Here is a 21,362-nt window from a genome sequence, read left to right as displayed (position 1 = left end):
GGGAGAAATATAAGGATATCGCTAGAAAAAACAAACTAACAGTTACAGGGAAAAAGTTGTACAAAGTACGCTGTTCAACTATAGAGCGAAGCTTTGCGGACGCCAAAGAACTACATGGCTATCGATATGCTCGATTTCGGGGGCTGAAGTCTGTCCAAATGCAGGCTTATCTTACCGCAACTTGTCAAAACATGAAAAAAATAGCCCTCCATCTGACCAAAAAAGGTCTGGTGGAGGGCTATTTTTTTGAAACTCTATTATTTTATGTTGTTTTTATTCGCTAAAATCAAAATGATTCCAGAGTGTGGGGAACCCTAAAGGGTTTCCCAACACTCTGAAAGAGCACATTCTGTGGAATGTGCTCTTTTTTCATTGATGTAAATAAAGTAAAAAGTACAAAAAAATACCACTTTCTTTTTGTATGGTATAGTAAGATACTGAGGGATAGTGCTTTGAAAAAGTCACATATTTTACAAATTGTTGTCTTTCTGATGACATGTCAAGTTTAGTAGTCCATTTGGGTTGCTTTATTATGCAATATATATTTTAATATGAGTGGCACCTCTTATAAATTAAGAGGTTTATAGGTGTCTCGAATTGATTTTGGGTACACTGTATCCACCACTTTAGGTTCTTTCATGTATGTGGGGATATTATGGGCCCGTATAACGGGATAAAATGAATATAGAAATAGAGGAATCGTAAAATGAATATGCAAGAGGTTTATAAATATTTAAGTACGGTATTGCCTGAAGGACATGTTAAACAAGATGAAATGTTAAAGAATCATACGCATATTAAAGTTGGCGGAAAAGCAGATGTTTTCGTTGCGCCTACAAATTATGATGAAATTCAAGAAGTTATCAAATATGCGAACGAATATAATATTCCAGTTACGTTTTTAGGAAATGGATCGAATGTCATTATTAAAGATGGTGGAATTCGCGGGATTACAGTAAGTTTAATTCATATTACAGGTGTTACTGTAACAGGAACGACGATTGTAGCACAGTGTGGTGCAGCAATTATTGATGTATCACGCATTGCATTAGATCATAATTTAACGGGTCTTGAGTTTGCTTGTGGTATTCCAGGTTCAGTTGGCGGAGCATTATATATGAATGCTGGTGCATACGGCGGTGAAATTTCGTTTGTATTAACAGAAGCTGTCGTAATGACAGGTGATGGAGAGCTACGTACTTTGACGAAAGAAGCATTTGAATTTGGATATCGCAAGAGTGTATTTGCGAACAACCATTACATTATTCTTGAAGCGAGATTTGAACTTGAAGAAGGTGTACGTGAAGAAATTAAAGCAAAAATGGATGATTTAACGTTTAAGCGTGAGTCAAAACAGCCTCTAGAATACCCTTCGTGTGGTAGCGTATTTAAGCGTCCACCAAATAACTTTGCTGGTAAGTTGATTCAAGACTCAGGACTACAAGGTAAGCGAATTGGTGGAGTAGAAGTTTCTTTAAAACATGCTGGATTTATGGTGAATGTTGATAACGGGACAGCACAAGATTACATCGATTTAATTCACTTCGTACAAAAGACAGTTGAAGAGAAATTTGGCGTGAAGTTAGAGCGAGAAGTAAGGATTATTGGAGAAGATAAGGAATAACGAAATACGTATGAAGATATGAATTATTTTAAAATAATATTTGGGTATTGTTGACAATTTGTTTTCAATTCAATATAATGGCTAATAATTTAACAAATAACATACGTTGAAAGAGCCCAGTAGCAGTTTGTCACTGTTAATGAGAGAGCTAGGGGTTGCTGGAACCTAGCACAAACAAACTTGCGAATTACACTCTGGAGTATCTTAGGTAATGCTAAGCGGACTAGCAATCGATATTATTGCTAAGAGTGGTATGAGTAGCTATGCTATTTATGCAAACTGGGTGGTAACACGGTGAATAATCGTCCCTATGTCTATCGTAGACATAGGGGCTTTTTTGTTTTTAAAAAATAAAGGGGATGACAAAAGATGAATATTATTGATGAATTAGAATGGCGCGGTGCCGTTAATCAGCAGACTGACGAAGAAGGCTTACGTAAGCTAATAGAAGAGAAAAAGATTTCGCTATACTGCGGAGTTGATCCAACTGGTGATAGTATGCATATCGGACATTTGATTCCGTTTATGATGATGAAGAGATTCCAATTAGCTGGCCATCATCCTGTTATTTTAATTGGCGGGGCAACAGGAACAATTGGTGATCCGAGTGGACGACAATCAGAGCGTCAACTTCAAACGTTAGAAGTGGTTCAGCATAATGTAGATGCGTTAACAGCACAAATGAAAAAGCTATTTGATTTTGGCGGAAATAGCGAAGTGAAGATGGTAAATAACTATGATTGGACACATGAAATCAATATTATTGAGTTTTTACGTGATTACGGGAAAAACTTTAGCATCAATAGCATGTTAGCGAAGGATATTGTAGCAAGCCGTTTAGATACAGGTATTTCTTTCACAGAATTCACATACCAAATTTTGCAAGCGCTGGATTTCCACCATTTATACACGAAAGAGGATGTTCAACTTCAAATTGGTGGTAGTGACCAATGGGGAAATATTACGAGTGGTTTAGATTTAATTCGTAAGTTAGAAGGTCATGAGGCGAAAGTATTCGGATTAACGATTCCGTTATTATTAAAATCGGACGGTACGAAGTTTGGTAAATCAGCAGGTGGTGCGGTTTGGCTTGATCCTGAAAAAACGACACCGTTTGAATTTTACCAGTTCTGGGTAAATACAGATGACCGTGACGTAATTAAATACTTGAAATACTTTACGTTCTTAACGAAAGAGCGTATTGGTGAATTAGCAGCGAAGTTAGAAGCGGAGCCTCATAAACGTGAAGCGCAAAAAGTGTTAGCGGAAGAAATGACGAAATTCGTTCATGGAGAAGAGGCGTTATTACAAGCGGAGAAAATTACAGCAGCATTATTTAGCGGAGATATTAAATCATTAACAGCTGATGAAATTGAACAAGGCTTTAAAGAAATGCCAACATTCCAGTCTTCAAAAGAGACAAAAAATATTGTAGAGTGGCTAGTTGATTTAGGAATTGAACCATCCAGACGACAAGCACGCGAGGACATTAATAATGGTGCGATTTCTATGAATGGTGAGAAAGTAACAGATTTGGGTACGGATGTTACTGTAGAAAATTCATTTGATGGAAGATTTATTATTATTCGTAAAGGGAAGAAGAACTATAGCCTTGTGAAATTAGGAGAATAGTTTGTGTGAAAGGGGTGGGAGTAGGAAGAATACTTCCACCCCTTTCATATACACAATTTAGACGTAAAATAATCAGTAAATTTAGACAATTAAAAGGGTTATATTATTCTTCTGCCGAATATATAAGTTAGAGAAAATTACGGATAAAAATAGCCCGAACCATGCAGGGCATGATTCGGGCTTATATTCAGATTAGTAAGCTAAGCTGAATAGACCTTTAATGTGTGATAAGTAACGAACGTTACTTGCTTCTTTCATTAATGATGCTGGTAAGCCTTTAAGTGGAGTATTGCTTGCTCCAATTGTAGCAACGGCATCTTTACGTCCTAGACTAGCAAGTGTTCCAGAGTTTACAGGTGCGAACTCTTCGAATGCTTTGCCCTCTAGTGCTGCGTATAAGTTGTATCCAATTAGCTCACCCATTTGCCAAGCGATTTGTGCAGTTGGTGGGTATGGACGACCGTCTGGAGAGAAGACAACAGCGCTGTCTCCAGCAACGAATACGTCTTTGTGAGAAGTAGATTGTAGGTATGCATCAACTGTTGCACGGCCACGGTTAACTTCAAGACCTGATTCACCGATTAATGGGTTACCTTGTACGCCACCTGTCCAAACGAATGTGTTAGCAACAAGTTTTTGACCGTCTTTTAAGTCGATTTCATTGCCAGCAACGTTTGTTACAGGAAGACCTGTTAAGAATGTAACACCGCGTGCTTCTAGGCTAGTAGTTGCACGTTCGATTAAGTGATCTGGTAATACTGGAAGGATTTTTGGACCTGCTTCAACAAGAAGAAGTTTAACTTCTTTTGGATTTACGCCGTGGCTTTTTGCAAGTTTAGGCATAATGTCAGCAAGCTCACCAACTAGCTCAACACCAGTTAATCCGCCACCACCGATTACGATTGTAGCATCAGCTTCGTTTTTCGTTTTCGCGTATTCACGAATACGGTCTTCAACGTGTTTGTAGATTTTGTTTGCATCAGCAGCAGATTTTAATACCATGCTGTTTTCTTCTAGTCCTGGAATACCGAAGTAAGCAGTTTTACTTCCTAAAGCAACTACAAGTGCATCGTAAGATAAAGTAGTGCCGCCAGCTAGTTTGATTTCTTTGCTATCAACTGAGAATGACTCAACTGTTGCAATTTTAAGATCGATGTCTTTGCCTTTGAAAAGCTTTGTAAGTGGCATTGCAATTGCTTGCTCAGCAACGTTACCAGCTGCAAGGCGGTGTAGTTCAGTGATGATTTGGTGTGTTGGGTATTGGTTAATCACTGTAACTTGTGCTTCTGATTTGCTGTAATATTTACGTACGTTTAAAGCGGCAAGAAGACCGCCATAACCAGCGCCTAAGATGACAATTTGTTTTGACATAGTATGATATCCCCCGTCTTTACTAATTGTTGTTATAAGTTAAATTATTTATTGTTACGTTCTGCACTAATTTGAAGATATGCGTTCACAAAGCGGAACATTTTTTGTGCTTGTGGATCTTTTAGTAATTTTAATAGACCGAATAGGCCGATAACTTCAGTACTTTCGTCAGCACGATCTTTCGCTTCGATTGCAGTTGCAGCCATGCTTTTCACTGTATCTTTTACAGGTTCTACAAGCTCTGTAATTGCACCAACAGTGTCGCTTTTTAATACTTCATCAGTAGCAACAGTTTGAGCGAAGTCATAAGACTTAGTTAAAATGTTAACAAGCTCAGTTAATTTTGGAAGCTGTTCTACTAGTGTTGTTAATGATTCTTGTACCTCAGGTTTTAACAACTGATCAAGTACATCAAGTTGTCCTTGGCTAGCAGAAATTTGTACAGTTTCTTGTTCTGGCTTTGTTTGAGTCATAGTTTCTGGCATCTCCAATTCTCCTTTACGATAGCAATACTCTTATTTTTTATAAGTAAGATAGTAAACGTTTACGAAACTTTATGCAAAGTTTCACAAAACACAATAAAATGCCTTTAAATATATGGCAGCAAACAAGCTGACATATATCTAAAACCATATTTTCTTACCTATTGTTTATGAACTGTCCGATACATGGCTTGTCCGCATAATGGAAAAGCTCCGCTACCGGAAAGTGTATATAATATATATCCTATATTATATACTATATGCACCTATGTTAACATAAAAATGATTCCTAATTATTTGATATTGAGTGTATAACCTAGTGCTGACAAGGTATGAAAGCGTATAAAATATTTTGTTTTAGTTAGAAATGTACATATATATATAGAAAAAAAGGAAAAAACGAACAAATTCATGTTCGTTTTTTCCTTTTTCCTATTATTCACCTTCTGCAATTAGTATCGATGTATTACCTTCTTTTTCAAGATGACATTCGCCCCAAGTACAAAGAGAGTCAAGAATTGATTCTAAAGACCAACCGTAATCAGTAAGGGAGTATTCTACTTTTGGTGGGACTTGGCTGTAGACTTTTCTTTGAATGACCCCGTCGTCTTCTAATTCGCGTAATTGCTGAGTTAACATTTTTTGTGTAATACCAGGCATTAAACGTTTTAGTTCACTCGTTCTTTTTGTGCCTTTCGTTAGATGACAAAGGATAACAACCTTCCATTTTCCACCGATAACCTCTAAAGTCGCCTCTACAGGAATATTGTATTTCTTCATATGAAACCCTCCTTTTATGAGTAAAGTAAGCTTAATAATACAAATGTTACTTTTTAGTACCTATAGCACTTTAAAGTACGTACTTTTTATCATGTTAAATATGTTTCATAATAGCACATGTAAGAAGCAAGTGAGTAGTACGGTACCTAAAAGTGACTATGTTACTTTTTGGTACCTATCGTACTTTAAAGTGCGTTCTTCAAAAAAGGAATGAAACCATTCATAATAGCATTTGTAAGTATAAAATATATTTTTTAGAAGATAAAAGGGCCTTTTTATCACACTATTATGATTGGATTTCTTGTAATAAGGAGGAATTCAATTGAGTTCATATACAGTACCATCTTCAGAAGTTCAGACGAATCGAAGAAGTATGTTTGCTTTATTAGCACTAGCAATTAGTGCATTTGGGATTGGTACGACCGAGTTTATTAGTGTCGGTTTACTACCATCTATTTCGAAAGATTTAAATGTTTCGGTTACAACAGCTGGTTTAACCGTTTCTTTATATGCATTAGGAGTAGCGTTTGGTGCTCCAGTATTGACGTCATTAACAGCTAGTATGTCGCGAAAGACGTTGTTAATGTGGATTATGATTATTTTCATTATTGGCAATGGTATTGCGGCAGTAGCAACAAGTTTTACTGTGTTACTTATCGCGAGGGTTGTATCTGCATTTGCGCATGGGGTTTTTATGTCAATTGGATCTACAATTGCGGCTGCGCTTGTACCTGAGAATAAACGTGCAAGTGCAATAGCATTTATGTTTACTGGTTTAACTGTTGCGACTATTACAGGTGTACCAATTGGAACATTTATCGGTCAACAATTTGGTTGGAGGGCCTCGTTTATTGTTATTGTGGCAATTGGAATAGTTGCTTTAATCGCCAACAGTATGCTAATTCCTTCTAACTTAAAAAAGGGTACGTCTGTATCATTTCACGATCAATTTAAGTTGATTACGAACGGAAGACTATTACTTGTATTTATCATTACTGCATTAGGATACGGGGGAACATTCGTAACATTTACGTATTTATCTCCGTTATTACAAGAAGTAACAGGATTTAAAGCAAGTACCGTTACAATTATTTTGTTAGTGTACGGAATTGCAATTGCGATTGGGAATATGGTCGGCGGAAAATTATCAAATCATAATCCGATTCGAGCGTTATTTTACATGTTCTTTATTCAAGCGATTGTATTATTTGTTTTAACATTTACAGCGCCATTTAAAGTTGCTGGATTCATTACAATTATTTTCATGGGACTATTCGCATTTATGAATGTTCCAGGGCTACAAGTGTATGTCGTTATCTTGGCTGAGAGGTTTGTACCTAGCGCTGTTGATGTAGCATCGGCGATTAACATTGCAGCATTTAACGCAGGAATTGCTCTTGGTGCTTACTTGGGCGGTATTGTAACGAACTCGTTAGGATTAATTCATACGGCTTGGGTAGGCGGAATTATGGTAGTAGGTGCTGTGATTTTAACAGCGTGGAGCATGACATTAGAAAAAAGAGATCAAGTAAAATAAAAGGAGAGAAAATAAAATGAAAAACTTACAAAGTAAAACAGTATTAAATAATGGTGTAGAAATGCCTTGGTTCGGTTTAGGTGTATTTAAAGTAGAAGAAGGACCAGAACTTGTAGAAGCTGTAAAATCAGCTATTAAAGCAGGATACCGTAGCATCGATACAGCTGCAATTTACGGAAATGAAAAAGCTGTAGGTGAAGGAATACGTGCCGGTATTGAAGCGACTGGTATTTCAAGAGAAGAATTATTTATCACTTCAAAAGTATGGAACGCAGATCAAGGATACGAAGAAACAATTGCTGCATACGAAGAGAGCTTAAAGAAATTAGAACTAGATTATTTAGACCTATATCTTGTTCACTGGCCTGTAGAAGGAAAATATAAAGATACGTGGAGAGCGCTAGAAACACTTTATAAAGAAGATCGCGTACGTGCAATTGGCGTAAGTAACTTCCAAATTCACCACTTACAAGATGTAATGAAAGATGCAGAAATTAAGCCAATGATTAACCAAGTAGAATACCACCCTCGTTTAACACAAAAAGAATTACAAGCTTTCTGTAAAGAACAAGGTATTCAAATGGAAGCATGGTCACCACTTATGCAAGGTCAATTATTAGATAACGAAACATTACAAGCAATTGCTGAGAAACACGGTAAAACAACAGCACAAGTGATTTTACGTTGGGATCTTCAAAACGGAGTAATCACAATTCCAAAATCAACGAAAGAACACCGCATTATTGCAAACGCGGATGTATTTAACTTTGAATTAACAAAAGAAGACATGGAAACAATCGATGCGTTAAACGAAAATCATCGCGTTGGTCCAGATCCTGATAACTTCGATTTCTAAGATTAAAGTAAGAAAGAAAAAAGAGTGCTTTTATGCACTCTTTTTTTGTGCATAAAAATATTTTCTAATTAAATACTACTTAGTATTAAGTTTGTTATTAAGGGGCTGTAAATATGAATATAAAGCAATCGTTCAAACTTTTAGCTATGTTTTTAAGTGTCTTATTTGTATTATTCCCACTTCAAAAAGCATTCGCAGAAGTTATGGACCATACAAAGTATGAAATGGATTGGAGTTATAGTAGGTCAAAGAAGAAACCAATTCGAACAGAACTTATTAAAACGGCAGATGGAAAAATTGCATTTTGCTTAAATGTAGACTTAAAATCTCCGAGCGGTCAAGACTTACCAGAAATGGGTAAAGTAGATATTAACGTGTACCGTGTACTGTTGAATGGATATCCACAAAAGAGCCCACAAGAATTAGGGGTATCTGATTGGAGAGAGGCGCATTACGCAACGCAGCTGGCAGTGTGGAATGCGTTAAAACAAATTGATGTTAATGATTTAGATTTCCGCAATAAAAATGTAGAGAAAGTAACGAAAGACATCGTTGCAAAAGCAAATGCTAGTGAAGAGTTACAAGAAATTACGATGAGTGTAACTCCTACAGAAGAACAAGAAGCAGTATTGAAAAATGATTTCTTTGAAACAGGTTTATATACAGTAGAAACAAATGCAAAAAGCGGAACGTATAAAGTGCAAGCAACAGGTGCACCAGCGGGCGTGAAATTTGCAAATGAAAAAGGCGAAACAAAAACAGAATTTAATGTAGGAGAGAAGTTCCGCATTTTAATTCCGAAACAAACACCAGCTGGTGGATTTAGCTTTAAAGTATCAGGAAATTTAACGAGATTACAAGGGATTGCGCATAAAGGTACATCTACTATTCAAAATGCAGTAGTATTACTTGAGCGTAGTGAAGAGAAAACGAGCCCTGAGTTAGCGGTAAGTTGGAAAAAGGCTGAGGCTCCAAATAAACCAAATAAGCCATATACTCCAAATGAACCGCATAAACCGAATCAAATTAAAAGATAGTGAAAAAAGCATTGGCATTTGCCAGTGCTTTTTTCTTGGCCTAAATTTTTGGTATGAAAAATTGCTATAGTATCCTCTTTTATAAGTACGAAAAAATTTTTAAAGGGTTAGAATTAGTCTGTTTTGGCTTCTTTACATCACTATAAATTATCCCGCTATTTGCTGTGCAGTAAGACCCCCACCTCAAAATTTAGCGGAAGCAAAGAAGTTAGGTGGGGGATGAACAAAACCCCCCACTGATTAAAGTTTCACTTTATAATGAAAATGAGAAATTAGAAAGAAAGAGGGAATTATGACTCTTCATATTTGTAAAATAACGAATGAAAATCGAAATGAAATTGCTAATTTAAAGGTAACCGGAGAACAGCATAAGTTTATTGAAAGTACAGTTTTAGATTGTTTAGTCGATGCTGACACAAAATATAAAGGTGATGCTGCTTCAGTAGGGTTTTATGATGGTGACATGACAATCGGATAAGCGATGTACGGTTGGTTTGAAGAAAAAGAGCAGGCTGTATAGTTAAATCAATTCATGATTGATAGTAAATACTAAGGTAAAGGTTATGCAAAAGCATTATTACGTTTGCTAATAGATTATTTGCAAAAAGAGTATGATCGAAAAGCTATATATTTAAGTATATATCCAGAGAATAAACTTTCCCAAAAATTATATGAATCAATTGGATTTCATTTAACTGGTGAAATTGAAGGTGAATGAGTAAATGGAAAAAGATTTATATGAAACGTATACTGAATTAATAAGAACCTGTCACAAAAGAGTAGCATCTTTTAAGACTGTTTTTTATTTTGAAATAATATTAAAGAATTAAAATCTTAACATTACGATTTTTGGATTAAATTCATAAAATTGTAATATTAATCTAATTCAAAAGTCTATCTAATGAGAAAGAAATCGTGTACAATTCGATATGGAAAAACCGTCCATAGATGGATAACTATAAATTAGTTGTTAAAAAAAGAGATATTTATACACATTTTTCATGTATAGACAACAATACTTGATAAAACTACCTTCCATCATTATTTTGACATGAAAAAGAGAACTCATCACAAAATAATAGAGAAAAGTGAAGGGTATCTTTAGTTAAAAATTTTATTATATAAGAAAATGAATATATTTTAGAGTGAACGATGATAAGAGGTATCGGGGCACGAGATTAAGTTGTATATATTAAATGATTGTATAACGATAATTTGATTTTACAGTAAATAAATATATTTAGGATGGTTTGCACTACAAAAGGAATGGGGGACACAGATTATGTCGAAGAAAAAGAGTATTAGGGTATTAGTAGCTGGAATATGCATATCTACATTATTATCGCCATTAGTTTTTGAAGCATCAAAAGGATATGCGGCACCTTTGGAAGAGAATAAAGGTGGGAATTTAGAAGAGAGTAAAGGAAATAAGTTTGAGCAGAGAGTATTTCGGTTACCGGGTAAAGGTAATGTAGAAGAAGAGAAAGAACGCTTAAAACAGAAATGGAATTTATCTGTTAATGAACCAACTGGAATTTATGCAAAAGAAAATGAAGAAATTAACATTGAAATAAAAGGGGATCAATCTATTAAAGCCTTCATAGGGACACGTGCTTATGATAAGGAAACTCCAACAGAATTTGATTTGAAGCCTGGTAAAAATGTAATTTTATCTCCTAATGGAGGTGTTTTATACTTTTATAATTTAAATGATACAGGTGAGGTTACCGCAACTGTTACAAGCGGTGGTAGTCATTTTCCTTTGTTTATATTAGGAAAACATACGAAAAAAGATTGGGATGAAATGCTCAAAAAGTATAAAAACCCTTATGCAGTAGAATTAAAAGGTGAGAGAAGTTTAATTACTGCCAGTTATGAATCAGTACAGAAATACATGAAGGATACGGATCCGAAAGATTTAATGAAGGCACATGATAAAGCAATTCGTATTGAGAATGCATTATCTGGATTATCAGAAGATGGAGTGGGGGTTGCAAAGGCTGGGGAACATTATGTGCAGTTTATTGAAGCTAAATATCCGCTTGCAAGTAATAAGTATGCGTTTGATTATTATACGGGATATCCAGATGAAGAGATTCAAGACGTATTAGATATAGAGACGTTTAAACATGATGGTTGGGGAGCATGGCATGAAGTTGGCCATCTTCATCAACAAGTGCCTTGGAATTGGAAAGGTATGGGGGAGACAACTGTTAACATTTACAGTTTAGCTGTTCAGATAGCCTTTGGAAATAAATCACGAATGGAAGTAGATAAGCGTTATGATGAGGCGTTTGAGTATTTGAATCAACCAGCGGACAAAAAGAATTTTGATAAATCAGATCCGATTATAATGTTCTGGCAATTACATTTAATTTATGGAGATCAATTCTATCCGAAGCTTCATCAAATGTATAGGGTGTTATCGGATGCGGATTATCCCCTATTAGATGTAGGTGGAGTTATTACAGATAGAGAGAAGAAACAGTTATTTATTTACATGGCTTCAAAAGCGGCTGGACAAAATTTAATTTCCTATTTTGCAAAATGGGGATTACATGCAGAAGCGGATACTATAGAAAAGGTGAATAAATTACAATTACCTGAACCAAAGAATAAAATATGGTTATCGCGGGACAATAATCCTATTCGTGAAATGCAAGTTAAGCCATATAAAGTACCTTATGGTGAAGCGGTGAATACAGTACCAGATCTTATGATAGGTACAGATTTTGATGAGAAAAAAGCAAGTGAGCTTGTACAAAATTTAGGTGAGAATGTAAAGGTATCAGGAAAGATACGATGGTCTAAACACGAAAGTGGAAAGCAAACTGTACATGTAGAACTTATAGATAAAAATGAGAATTTAAACTCGATACCTGTTTCCGCTAATGTAGTATACGGAGATAGTATTATGTTCTTCGGTACATGGTATGGTGGAACGAATATTAAATCGATTGTTACATTAAATCATGAAGAAAAGAAATTTAGTACAACAAATTCTGAAGGTCCAATGCATACTTTATTTGCAGATGAGAAGTATATGGAAATGACTGTATATGATAAAACTGGAAAAGAGAAGAAAGCAGTATCTGTAAAAGCATCTGAAAATACAAAAGTATTTGCAGAACAATTCAATGGAATAACTTTTGAGTATGGTGATATAGTAAAAGTATATCAAAGGGAGTTTGATAGATTTAAAGTGTACAAAAAGAACGAACTCGTGGATACGGAGTATGGCGTTCATGAAGTGTTCTTTAAAGTTACAGAGCAAGGTTTTGAAAGAATGGAAACATTGCAAGAAGTAAAAGCTGTGCCACAAAAAGTAGTAATTGGAACAAATAGCGAAACGTTAGACGCGAAGAAGTTTGTTGAAGTGAGCGATGGAGAAGTAGTAGGTTTTGTAGAAAAGATGAATACAACAAAAATCGGCGAACAAAAAGTAAAAGTAGAAACGAAAGATCGTTTTGGAAATAAGAAAGTAACGGAAGTTCCTGTAGAAGTGATTTACGGAGATAGCATTATGTTCTTTGGTACATGGCATGGTGGAACGAATATTAAATCGATTATCACATTAAATCATGAAGATAAAAAGTTAAGTACAGTAGGTTCAGAAGGTCCAGTTCATACCTACTTTAAAGGTGAAAAGTATATGGGATTAACTGTATTTGATAAGGATGGAAAAGAGAAGAAGCAAATGGTATTAGAAGGGATGGAGAATACGAAAGCATTTGCAGAACAAGTTAATGGGATGTCATTCGAGTATGGTGATGTAGTAAAAGTGTATCAAGCAGAGTTTGATCGCTTTAAAGTATATAAAAGCAATATATTAAATGATACAACATATGGTGTGAATGATGTGTTCTTTAAAATAAAGGAACAAGGTTTTGAAAGAACAGAAAGAATACAGGAAAAGACAGTTTAAAAAAGGTATTTAAACCTCATGTAATAGAAAAGCTCGTAAAACATTTTGTTTTATGAGCTTTTTATTATATGGGATTCGTTAAAGAGTAGGTAAGAAGGTAATTCATTATTTTGCAATACCATTAATATAATAAAATTCAAACGTTGCAATTAACGAATTTTATTCACAAAATTGTAATATTATTCGTATTGAAAAGCCTATTAAACAAAGTAGAAAGCATGTAAAATTCAGTTGGAAAAACTACCTATAGATGGTCATATATGAAGAAAATGTAAGATTCTATTGTCAATCATGCTTTTAGATGTATAGATGACAAGACCGAAATGTATCTTTTACTATTCTCTTTTTATGTAGGAAGAGAACTCGTCACAAGTAGAGAGAAGTGAGGAGGATACAATACATAAAAGTTTTACAATGTAAGAAAATGAATACATGGAGAGGAATGCGGTAGTAATAGATACAGGTGCGAGAGGTATTAGTCTGTACATTAAATATTTTTATAAAGATAATAGGATTTTTAATTAAATGGATATATGTAGGATGGTTTGTCTAAAAAAAGGACAGGGGACACAGATTATGTCAAAGCAAAAAAAGAGTAGGGTATTAGTAGCTGGTATTTGTTTAGTTACGTTATTAACATCATATGGCCTTGAAGTGCCTAGGGTGTATGCAGAGATGTCGCTTGAAAATAAGGAGAAACAGCAAGAAGAGCGAGTGTATCAATTGCTGCCAAAAGGTGACGTGAAAGAGATACGTGACTTGCATAAACGTCAATTTAGTTTTTCTCCATATGAACCAACAGGTATTTATGCGAAACCAGGTGAAGAAATAGTTATTCAAGTAGGTGGGGATCAGCAAATTAAAGCTTATATTGGTACATATTCCTATGAAAATGAAAATGTATTAGGAGGACCTATCGAATTTAATTTAAATCCTGGTGAGAACAAAATTTCTTCTCCAAAGGGTGGGTTATTATACTTTTATAATTACAATAATTCAGGTGAAGTAACTGCTAAAGTGGAGCAAGGCGGAAGCACAAATCCTTTATTTATTTTAGGGAAACATACGACAAAAGATTGGCAGCGTATGCTGGCGGAGAACCTGAATCCATATGCGATAGAAATGAAAGGGGAAAATAGTTTATTAACTATGCACCCTGAAACTGTAAAGGAACATTTGAAGCAAGAAGATCCGACTGAGTTACTAAAGAAACATGATGAAATACTTAATATAGAGAGTAAAATATCAGGTTTATCAAAAGATGGTGTAGGTGCTACGAATAGGGGTAAACATTATGTTCATTTCGTTGAAGATTGGTATACAAAAACTCATATGTACGCTATGGAATATAGAACGGCCTATTCAAAAGGGAATTTAAAATCAGTATTAGATGTAGAAGAATTAACTGCTGACGGATGGGGACCTTGGCATGAAGTAGGTCATCAACATCAGCAGGTCCCTTGGTTATGGAGTGAGCTTGGAGAGGTAACTGTGAATATTTATTCTTTAGCAGTTCAAACGACATTTGGACATAAAACAAGGCTAGAAAAAGAAGGACGTTATGAAAAGGCCTTTGCATATTTAGATAAACCGGATGCGCAAGAGAAAATGGATGGATTCGAGAAATTAGTTATGTTTTGGCAACTGTATTTAGCTTATGGAGATCAATTTTATCCGAAATTGCACCAAATGTACCGTATGTTACATGATGTAGAAATGCCTAAATCTGATGACGAGAAGAAGCAGATGTTTATTTACATGACGTCAAAAGCAGCAGGACAAAATTTAATTCCATTCTTTGAAAAGTGGGGACTTACTCCAAATGAAGGAACTGTAGAAAAAATAAATCAATTACAATTACCTGATCTTGAAAAAGAAATATGGTTATCGACAGATAGTAATCCAATTCGAGAAAAACAAACTGAGCCATATGAAGTTCCATATGGTGAGCCAAATGATACAAAAATACAAAATGTAGCAGTTGGTACTACATATGATGAGAAAAAAGCAAACGAACTTGTACAAAATTTAGGAGAAAGTGTAAAAGTAACAGGTGTAATTATACAAGATAAACCTGGAATTGGAGAAAAAACTGTAAAAGTGGAAATTATAGATGAAAAAGGGAATAAAAATTTAATTCCAGTTGTAGTGAATATTGGCTACGAAAATAGTATAGTCTTCCAAGGTAATGGTGATGCGGTACGTTCTATCGTAACGGCGAATCATAATACGAAAAAGCTACAGGCAACATTTACGGATTCTAAAGTTCATTATCGCTTTGAGAATGAAAAATATATGGGAATTACGCTATATGATCAAAATGGAAATGAAAAGAAAGTTATTTCGGTAGAAGGGCAAGAGAATTCGAAAAATTTTGCAGAACAGTTAAATGGTATAGACTTCGCATATGGTGATGTTGTGGAAGTGTATCATGCAGAATCAGAACGATTAAACTGGTATCAAAATAACGAGTTTGTAGGTAAGGGAAAAGGGGAAGTAGAACAAAAGTTATATTTTAAAATAACAGAGCATGGTTTCGAGAGAATGGAAGCTCAACAAGAAGTAACAGCAGTACCACAAAAAGTAGTAATCGGAACAGAAGCTGAAAAATTAGATGTAAAAAACTTTGTTCAAGTGAAAGATGGAGAAGTAGTTGGATTTGTAGAAAAACCGGATACAACAAAAATCGGTGAACAAAAAGTGAAAATAGAAACGAAAGATCGTTTTGGAAATAAGAAAGTGACGGAAGTGCCATTGGAAGTAATTTATGGCGATAGCTTAGTCTTCCAAGGTGATGGTAATAATACGCGTTCTATCGTAACTGCGGATCATAATACGAAAAAGCTACAGGCAACATTTACGGATGCTAAAGTTCATTATCGTTTTGAGAATGAAAAATATATGGGAATCACGCTATACGATCAAAATGGAAATGAAAAGAAAGTTATTTCGGCAGAAGGGCAAGAGAGTTCGAAAAACTTTGCAGAACAGTTAAATGGTGTAGACTTCGCATATGGTGATGTTATTAAGGTATATCATGCAGAATCAGATCGTTTGAAGTGGTATCAAAAGAATGAGTTTGTAAGTAACGGTAAAGGGAAACAAGAGTTGTACTTTAAATTAACGGAAAAAGGTTTCGAGAGAATGGAAGCTGAGCAAGAAGTAACAGCAGTCCCACAAAAAGTAGTAATCGGAACGGACGCTGAAAAATTAGAAGCGAAAAACTTTGTTCAAGTGAAAGATGGGGAAGTACTCGGATTTGTAGAAAAACCGAATACAACAAAAATTGGTGAACAAAAAGTAAAAGTAGAAACGAAAGATCGCTTTGGTAACAAGAAAGTGACGGAAGTTTCATTAGAAGTGACGTATGGAGATAGTATAGTATACCAAGGTGTGGCTGATGTAACACGTTCAATTATTACGTTAAACCACGCTGAAAAGAAATTACATGCAACATTTACAAATGATGAGATTCATTATCGCTTTGTAAATGAACAGTATATAGGCCTTACGATTTATGATCAAAATGGAAATGAGAAAAAGCATGTAACGGCACAAGGACAAGAGACTTCAAAGAATTTTGCTGGGCAAGTAAATGGAACGGCATTTGAGTATGGAGACGTGTTGAAAGTATACCATGCGGAACCGAGTCGTTTGAATTGGTACAAAAAGAATGAGTTAGTTAAAAAAGAGGATGCAATGAAGGGGCAAGAAATATCCTTTAAGATTACTCCGAATGGCTTAGAGCAAGTGCAATAATAAGAAAAAGCTCGTAAAACATTATGTTTTACGAGCTTTTTTATTATTCAGCTTCAGAAACTACTGTGAAGCGTTCGTTTACATGTTTTGGGTTTTCGATTTCATCAAGTGCTGCAACTGCGAAGTCTTCGTAACTTACGTAGCTATCACCTTTTGAGTTAACAAGAAGATTGTCTTTGCCAGCTTTGTAAGAACCAGTGCGTTTTCCTAATGCGAATAGTGCAGAAGGGCTGATGAATGTCCAAGCGATATCATTTGTTTGTTGCAAGATTTCTAAGTTTTTACCTTGGTTTTGAGCTGTTGCAAGGTATTCGCTCGGGAAACCTTGTGTATCAAATACACGTGTTGTTTTTTCTTCGTCTACAAATAAGCTTCCTGCTCCGCCAACTACAAGTAATTTTGTATTTGGTGCACCTTTCACAGCTTCAATAAGTGCGTTTCCTGCATCTACGTGAAGGTGTTCTTGTCCTGCTGGAGCGCCGAATGCATTTACAACTACATCGAATGCTTGCAAGTCGTTAGATGTAAGAGAAAATACATCTTTCTCTAAAACTTTGATGTTTTCTTCTGTAATTTTTGCAGCATTTCTTACGATTGCAGTTACTTCATGTCCGCGATCTAATGCTTCTTTTAAAATACGACTTCCAGCTTTACCAGTTGCTCCGATAATACCGATTTTCATAATAAATCCCTCCAAAGTGTTTTGTTAACGTGTATATCTGAAAATGAATGAATGTATTGTAATTAGGTTTGTTACAACCTGATGTAACCATTATAGTTACAGTTATATATTTTTGTCAATGGTGTTGTTTATGAAATTATTTTTTGTTTAGTATGCACAGTTTGTAAAAGTAAAATCACAAAAGAACAATGCATCTACTGAAAGGTGCCTAATATTTGGAAGTCGCAAGCTGTCGAAAAATGTTGATTTTTGAATATTTTTTGAATATAATTCGATTTATGGAGAAAAGGAGGGGGTTAATTGTATGAATATTTTGGAACAATTCGTTTCGTCGACGAATACGATTCTTTGGTCATATATTCTTATTGCAATGTTAATTGGTTTAGGGCTTTATTTTTCTATTAAATTGAAATTCGTACAAATTACTCATTTAGGGGAAATGATTCGTTTAATGAGTGATGGACTAACTGGCAAGACACGTAAAAAGGGCAGCGTATCATCGTTCCAAGCATTTTGTATGAGTTCTGCAGCTCGTATTGGTATCGGGAACTTAGCTGGTGTAGCGCTAGCTATTTCTATGGGAGGACCTGGAGCGGTATTTTGGATGTGGGTTATTGCGATTATCGGTGCGTCTTCAAGTTTCGTAGAGAGTACGCTTGCGCAAATTTATAAAATAAAAGATGGCAGTGGCTTCCGTGGTGGTCCTGCTTATTATATGGAAAAAGGTTTAAATAAACGTTGGATGGGGATTTGGTTCTCTATTCTGATTACAATTAGTTACGGTTTAATTTTCAACTCAGTACAAGCAAATACAGTAACATTAGCGTTTGAAAATGCATTTGGTTTAGAGCGTTATATTGTTGGGATTGTATTAGCTGCATTAGTTGGGGTTATTATTTTTGGTGGTGTAAAAAGTATTGCACGTATGTCGGAAATGATCGTTCCGCCAATGGCGCTTATTTATATTGCAGTAGCGATTTTTGTTGTCATTAAAAACTTCTATTTAATACCAGATGTGTTTACGGAAATCTTTAAAGGTGCATTCGGTTTAGATTCAGCTGTAGGCGGTGGTATCGGTGCTGCGATGAAATATGGTATTCAGCGCGGATTATTTGCGAACGAAGCAGGTATGGGTAGTGCGCCGAACGCGGCAGCAACAGCTGATGTAACGCATCCAGCAAAACAAGGTTTTATTCAAACAATTGGAGTATTAGTAGATACATTCTTAGTATGTACATCAACAGCATTTATCGTACTATGTTCTGGTGCGTATAAAGCAACGAATTTAGAAGGTATTGAATTAACACAAAATGCATTAAGTTCACAAATTGGCCCATGGGCGAGCAGTTTCTTAGCGATTATTATTTTCTTATTTGCATTTAGTTCACTTCTAGGAAACTACTATTATGGTGAAACAAATATTGAATTCATTAAGCAAAGTAAAACGTGGTTAACAATTTACCGTATTGCGGTAGTTGGAATGGTATTATTCGGTTCTGTTGCGACGCTTCAAGTTGTATGGAATATGGCAGACTTATTTATGGGTCTAATGGTAATCACGAACTTAATTGCGATTACACTTCTTGGCCGATTTGCGTATGCGGCATTGGCAGACTATGTAAGGCAAAAGAAACAAGGGAAAGATCCAGTCTTCAGTGCAGATTCTATTCCTGGTTTAACGAATACAGAGTGCTGGGATAAGTCAGCGGTAACAGATAAAGAAAAAGCAGTGTAATTGAAAAGGTGAGCATCGAGGTAAATTCGATGCTCGCCTTTTTTTGTTGTAGTAAATGATGAAAAGGATGAGAGGTAATTATTAATATAACTTTTTTGTTTATTTCTCTCTCTCTCTCTCGTTATTTGTGGGGAACGTACTGTTTTAAAAGTATGACTGCTCGAATAGGATAAGTGATTGAATATTGGATAAATGCATGTAATGGCTATGTTTTTATGTGAAAAGACACGCGTGTTAAGATAGGTAACACACTCGTGTCATAAAACCTAACATAAACTTCTTGATTACTTAAAGTTTTTAGAATATAATTTTCTTATTGTTAGGAAGAGGGGGCAATGCAAATATGGATTTTTTAACTAAGGTAATTGGGGATGTAAATAATGTCCTTTGGTCATATATCATTATTGCGATGTTAATTGGGTTAGGACTCTATTTTTCATTTCGTGTGAAATTTGTCCAAGTTCGTTACTTCGGTGAAATGATTCGTTTGCTTGGGGATGGGGCAAGCTCGAAAACGAGGAAAGCGCAAAAAGAGAAGAGTGGTGTATCATCATTCCAAGCGTTTTGTATGAGTACAGCTTCTCGTGTAGGTACTGGTAACTTAGCTGGTGTAGCTATTGCGATCTCAGCTGGTGGTCCAGGAGCAGTATTTTGGATGTGGTTAATCGCGGTAATTGGGGGTGCTTCTGCATTTGTAGAGAGCACATTAGCGCAAATTTATAAAGTGAAAGATGGGAATGCGTTCCGTGGAGGTCCAGCGTATTATATGGAAAAGGGATTAAATAAGCGCTGGCTTGGAGCTATTTTCTCTGTTTTAATAACAGTGAGTTTCGGATTGATTTTTAACGCTGTACAGTCTAATACTGTAGCAGCAGCTTTTGATGGGGCATTCAAAACAGATAGTAGATTAGTAGGTCTTGTTATGGCTGGTTTACTTGCAGTTATTATTTTCGGCGGAGTAAAACGAATTGCTCGCGCGGTTGAAATGATTGTTCCAGTAATGGCAATTATTTATGTAGCAGTGGCATTATTTGTTGTTGTAACAAACATTACGGCAATTCCATATGTATTTAAAGAAATTTTCTTACATGCTTTCGGAATTAAAGAAGTAGTAGGTGGAGGATTAGGAGCTGCGATTTTATTAGGAGTAAAACGTGGATTATTCTCAAATGAAGCAGGTATGGGTAGTGCGCCGAACGCAGCAGCGACTGCAAACGTAACGCACCCAGTTAAACAAGGGTTCATTCAAACTTTAGGGGTATTTACAGATACATTATTAATTTGTAGTTGTACAGCATTTATTATTCTTTTATCAGATGTTCATAATGCAGCTGATTTAAATGGAATTCAATTAACGCAGCAGGCGTTAAGTCAACATATCGGTCCATGGGCTTCTATATTTGTAGCAGTTGCAATCTTCTTGTTTGCATTTAGTTCATTAGTAGGTAACTACTACTATGGTGAAACAAATATTGAATTCTTAAATGGAAGTAAAGTGCTATTAAATGCATACCGCATTGCTGTACTTGGTATGGTTATGCTAGGATCTGTAGCGACAATTCAAATCGTTTGGGATTTAGCAGATTTATTTATGGGAATTATGGCTGTTATTAACTTAGTAGCAATTGTATTCCTTTCTAAGTACGCTTTCGCAGCGTTATCAGATTATATTAAGCAAAAGAAACAAGGGAAAGATCCAGTCTTTTATGCGGAGTCTATTCCAGGTTTGAACAATACAGAGTGTTGGGATAAGCCAGCGGTAGCTGATAAAGAAAAAGCAGTATAATGAGGTGAGCATCAAGTGAAACTTGATGCTCATTTTTTGTTGGTTCGGCTATTTGTGTGAAGTGAAACTCCCGTTCATTAAAGTTTCGCTTTATAATGAAAAAGACGAACGTTCATGAATGTTTCATAATAAAATGTATTTTTTTAAGAAAAGTGC

The 21,362-nt window shown here is 35.5% G+C and carries 13 protein-coding genes, 2 pseudogenes and 1 other annotated feature; of the genes and pseudogenes, 11 read left to right on the top strand and 4 right to left on the bottom strand.

Annotated elements, in window-relative coordinates; genetic code table 11:
- From C4S65_RS28370 to tyrS, 3 genes and pseudogenes are all read left to right on the top strand, one after another.
- Positions 1-295 (top strand): annotated as a pseudogene (locus tag C4S65_RS28370) (transposase); the annotation flags it as partial.
- 411 nt (positions 296-706) lie between these two features.
- Complete coding sequence (murB, locus tag C4S65_RS28365; RefSeq protein WP_001057103.1) at positions 707-1,624, top strand: UDP-N-acetylmuramate dehydrogenase; 918 nt, start codon at positions 707-709, stop codon at positions 1,622-1,624.
- A gap of 97 nt (positions 1,625-1,721) precedes the next feature.
- Positions 1,722-1,937: a binding site (T-box leader), on the top strand.
- Positions 1,938-1,993: 56 nt separating this feature from the next.
- On the top strand, positions 1,994-3,256 hold the full coding sequence (tyrS, locus tag C4S65_RS28360) for a tyrosine--tRNA ligase (protein ID WP_086406396.1): 1,263 nt from the start codon (positions 1,994-1,996) through the stop codon (positions 3,254-3,256).
- Positions 3,257-3,448: 192 nt separating this feature from the next.
- On the opposite strand, the gene C4S65_RS28355 is transcribed toward tyrS, so the two are convergent.
- The 3 genes from C4S65_RS28355 to C4S65_RS28345 all read right to left on the bottom strand — a co-directional run bounded on the left by C4S65_RS28355 (position 3,449) and on the right by C4S65_RS28345 (position 5,889).
- Complete coding sequence (locus tag C4S65_RS28355; RefSeq protein WP_000043197.1) at positions 3,449-4,627, bottom strand: NAD(P)/FAD-dependent oxidoreductase; 1,179 nt, start codon at positions 4,625-4,627, stop codon at positions 3,449-3,451.
- A 44-nt stretch (positions 4,628-4,671) separates the two neighbouring features.
- Positions 4,672-5,112, bottom strand: coding sequence for a DUF1641 domain-containing protein (locus tag C4S65_RS28350; RefSeq protein ID WP_001115310.1), 441 nt, complete (start codon positions 5,110-5,112; stop codon positions 4,672-4,674).
- A 432-nt stretch (positions 5,113-5,544) separates the two neighbouring features.
- Complete coding sequence (locus C4S65_RS28345; RefSeq protein WP_086406397.1) at positions 5,545-5,889, bottom strand: helix-turn-helix domain-containing protein; 345 nt, start codon at positions 5,887-5,889, stop codon at positions 5,545-5,547.
- Positions 5,890-6,262: 373 nt separating this feature from the next.
- On the opposite strand from C4S65_RS28345, the gene C4S65_RS28335 reads away from it, so the two are divergent.
- From C4S65_RS28335 to C4S65_RS28300, 6 genes and pseudogenes are all read left to right on the top strand, one after another.
- On the top strand, positions 6,263-7,426 hold the full coding sequence (locus C4S65_RS28335) for an MFS transporter (RefSeq protein ID WP_003308093.1): 1,164 nt from the start codon (positions 6,263-6,265) through the stop codon (positions 7,424-7,426).
- Positions 7,427-7,442: 16 nt separating this feature from the next.
- Complete coding sequence (locus tag C4S65_RS28330) at positions 7,443-8,282, top strand: aldo/keto reductase (RefSeq protein WP_000793559.1); 840 nt, start codon at positions 7,443-7,445, stop codon at positions 8,280-8,282.
- Positions 8,283-8,395: 113 nt separating this feature from the next.
- On the top strand, positions 8,396-9,319 hold the full coding sequence (locus C4S65_RS28325) for a thioester domain-containing protein (protein ID WP_086406399.1): 924 nt from the start codon (positions 8,396-8,398) through the stop codon (positions 9,317-9,319).
- 292 nt (positions 9,320-9,611) lie between these two features.
- Positions 9,612-10,037 (top strand): annotated as a pseudogene (locus tag C4S65_RS35445) (GNAT family N-acetyltransferase).
- Between the two features lie 564 nt (positions 10,038-10,601).
- Positions 10,602-13,244 (top strand): M60 family metallopeptidase, encoded by a 2,643-nt coding sequence (locus C4S65_RS28310; protein ID WP_103945698.1) that lies wholly within the window; start codon positions 10,602-10,604, stop codon positions 13,242-13,244.
- Between the two features lie 576 nt (positions 13,245-13,820).
- Positions 13,821-17,003: a putative mucin/carbohydrate-binding domain-containing protein gene (locus tag C4S65_RS28300; RefSeq protein ID WP_103945697.1), complete on the top strand. Its 3,183-nt coding sequence runs from the start codon at positions 13,821-13,823 to the stop codon at positions 17,001-17,003.
- A gap of 43 nt (positions 17,004-17,046) precedes the next feature.
- On the opposite strand, the gene C4S65_RS28295 is transcribed toward C4S65_RS28300, so the two are convergent.
- Positions 17,047-17,685 (bottom strand): NAD(P)-dependent oxidoreductase, encoded by a 639-nt coding sequence (locus tag C4S65_RS28295; protein ID WP_061666138.1) that lies wholly within the window; start codon positions 17,683-17,685, stop codon positions 17,047-17,049.
- Positions 17,686-17,989: 304 nt separating this feature from the next.
- On the opposite strand from C4S65_RS28295, the gene C4S65_RS28290 reads away from it, so the two are divergent.
- Together C4S65_RS28290 and C4S65_RS28285 are read left to right on the top strand one after the other, a co-directional pair.
- The gene (locus C4S65_RS28290; protein ID WP_086406404.1) at positions 17,990-19,420 is read left to right on the top strand and encodes an alanine/glycine:cation symporter family protein; all 1,431 of its coding nucleotides are present in this window, start codon (positions 17,990-17,992) and stop codon (positions 19,418-19,420) included.
- A 343-nt stretch (positions 19,421-19,763) separates the two neighbouring features.
- A complete protein-coding gene (locus C4S65_RS28285) occupies positions 19,764-21,206 on the top strand; it encodes an alanine/glycine:cation symporter family protein (RefSeq protein WP_061666136.1) in 1,443 nt (480 codons plus the stop codon).
- The last annotated feature ends 156 nt before the right edge of the window (positions 21,207-21,362 follow it).

It is taken from the genome of Bacillus sp. ok061, assembly GCF_900108285.1.
GTDB lineage: Bacteria > Bacillota > Bacilli > Bacillales > Bacillaceae_G > Bacillus_A > Bacillus_A thuringiensis_S.
The sequence above is the reverse complement of the archived record's forward strand: the minus strand, read 5'-3'. Positions and strand labels throughout refer to the sequence as shown.

What these genes read in the sequence shown, in the direction of transcription:
- C4S65_RS28325 (WP_086406399.1), top strand. Translation starts at nt 8,396, where the DNA reads ATGAATATAAAGCAATCGTTCAAACTTTTAGCTATGTTTTTAAGTGTC.
- C4S65_RS28355 (WP_000043197.1), bottom strand. Translation starts at nt 4,627, where the DNA reads ATGTCAAAACAAATTGTCATCTTAGGCGCTGGTTATGGCGGTCTTCTT.
- C4S65_RS28335 (WP_003308093.1), top strand. Translation starts at nt 6,263, where the DNA reads ATGTTTGCTTTATTAGCACTAGCAATTAGTGCATTTGGGATTGGTACG.
- C4S65_RS28290 (WP_086406404.1), top strand. Translation starts at nt 17,990, where the DNA reads ATGAATATTTTGGAACAATTCGTTTCGTCGACGAATACGATTCTTTGG.
- murB (WP_001057103.1), top strand. Translation starts at nt 707, where the DNA reads ATGAATATGCAAGAGGTTTATAAATATTTAAGTACGGTATTGCCTGAA.
- C4S65_RS28295 (WP_061666138.1), bottom strand. Translation starts at nt 17,685, where the DNA reads ATGAAAATCGGTATTATCGGAGCAACTGGTAAAGCTGGAAGTCGTATT.
- C4S65_RS28300 (WP_103945697.1), top strand. Translation starts at nt 13,821, where the DNA reads ATGTCAAAGCAAAAAAAGAGTAGGGTATTAGTAGCTGGTATTTGTTTA.
- C4S65_RS28345 (WP_086406397.1), bottom strand. Translation starts at nt 5,889, where the DNA reads ATGAAGAAATACAATATTCCTGTAGAGGCGACTTTAGAGGTTATCGGT.
- C4S65_RS28310 (WP_103945698.1), top strand. Translation starts at nt 10,602, where the DNA reads ATGTCGAAGAAAAAGAGTATTAGGGTATTAGTAGCTGGAATATGCATA.
- C4S65_RS28350 (WP_001115310.1), bottom strand. Translation starts at nt 5,112, where the DNA reads ATGCCAGAAACTATGACTCAAACAAAGCCAGAACAAGAAACTGTACAA.
- C4S65_RS28285 (WP_061666136.1), top strand. Translation starts at nt 19,764, where the DNA reads ATGGATTTTTTAACTAAGGTAATTGGGGATGTAAATAATGTCCTTTGG.
- tyrS (WP_086406396.1), top strand. Translation starts at nt 1,994, where the DNA reads ATGAATATTATTGATGAATTAGAATGGCGCGGTGCCGTTAATCAGCAG.
- C4S65_RS28330 (WP_000793559.1), top strand. Translation starts at nt 7,443, where the DNA reads ATGAAAAACTTACAAAGTAAAACAGTATTAAATAATGGTGTAGAAATG.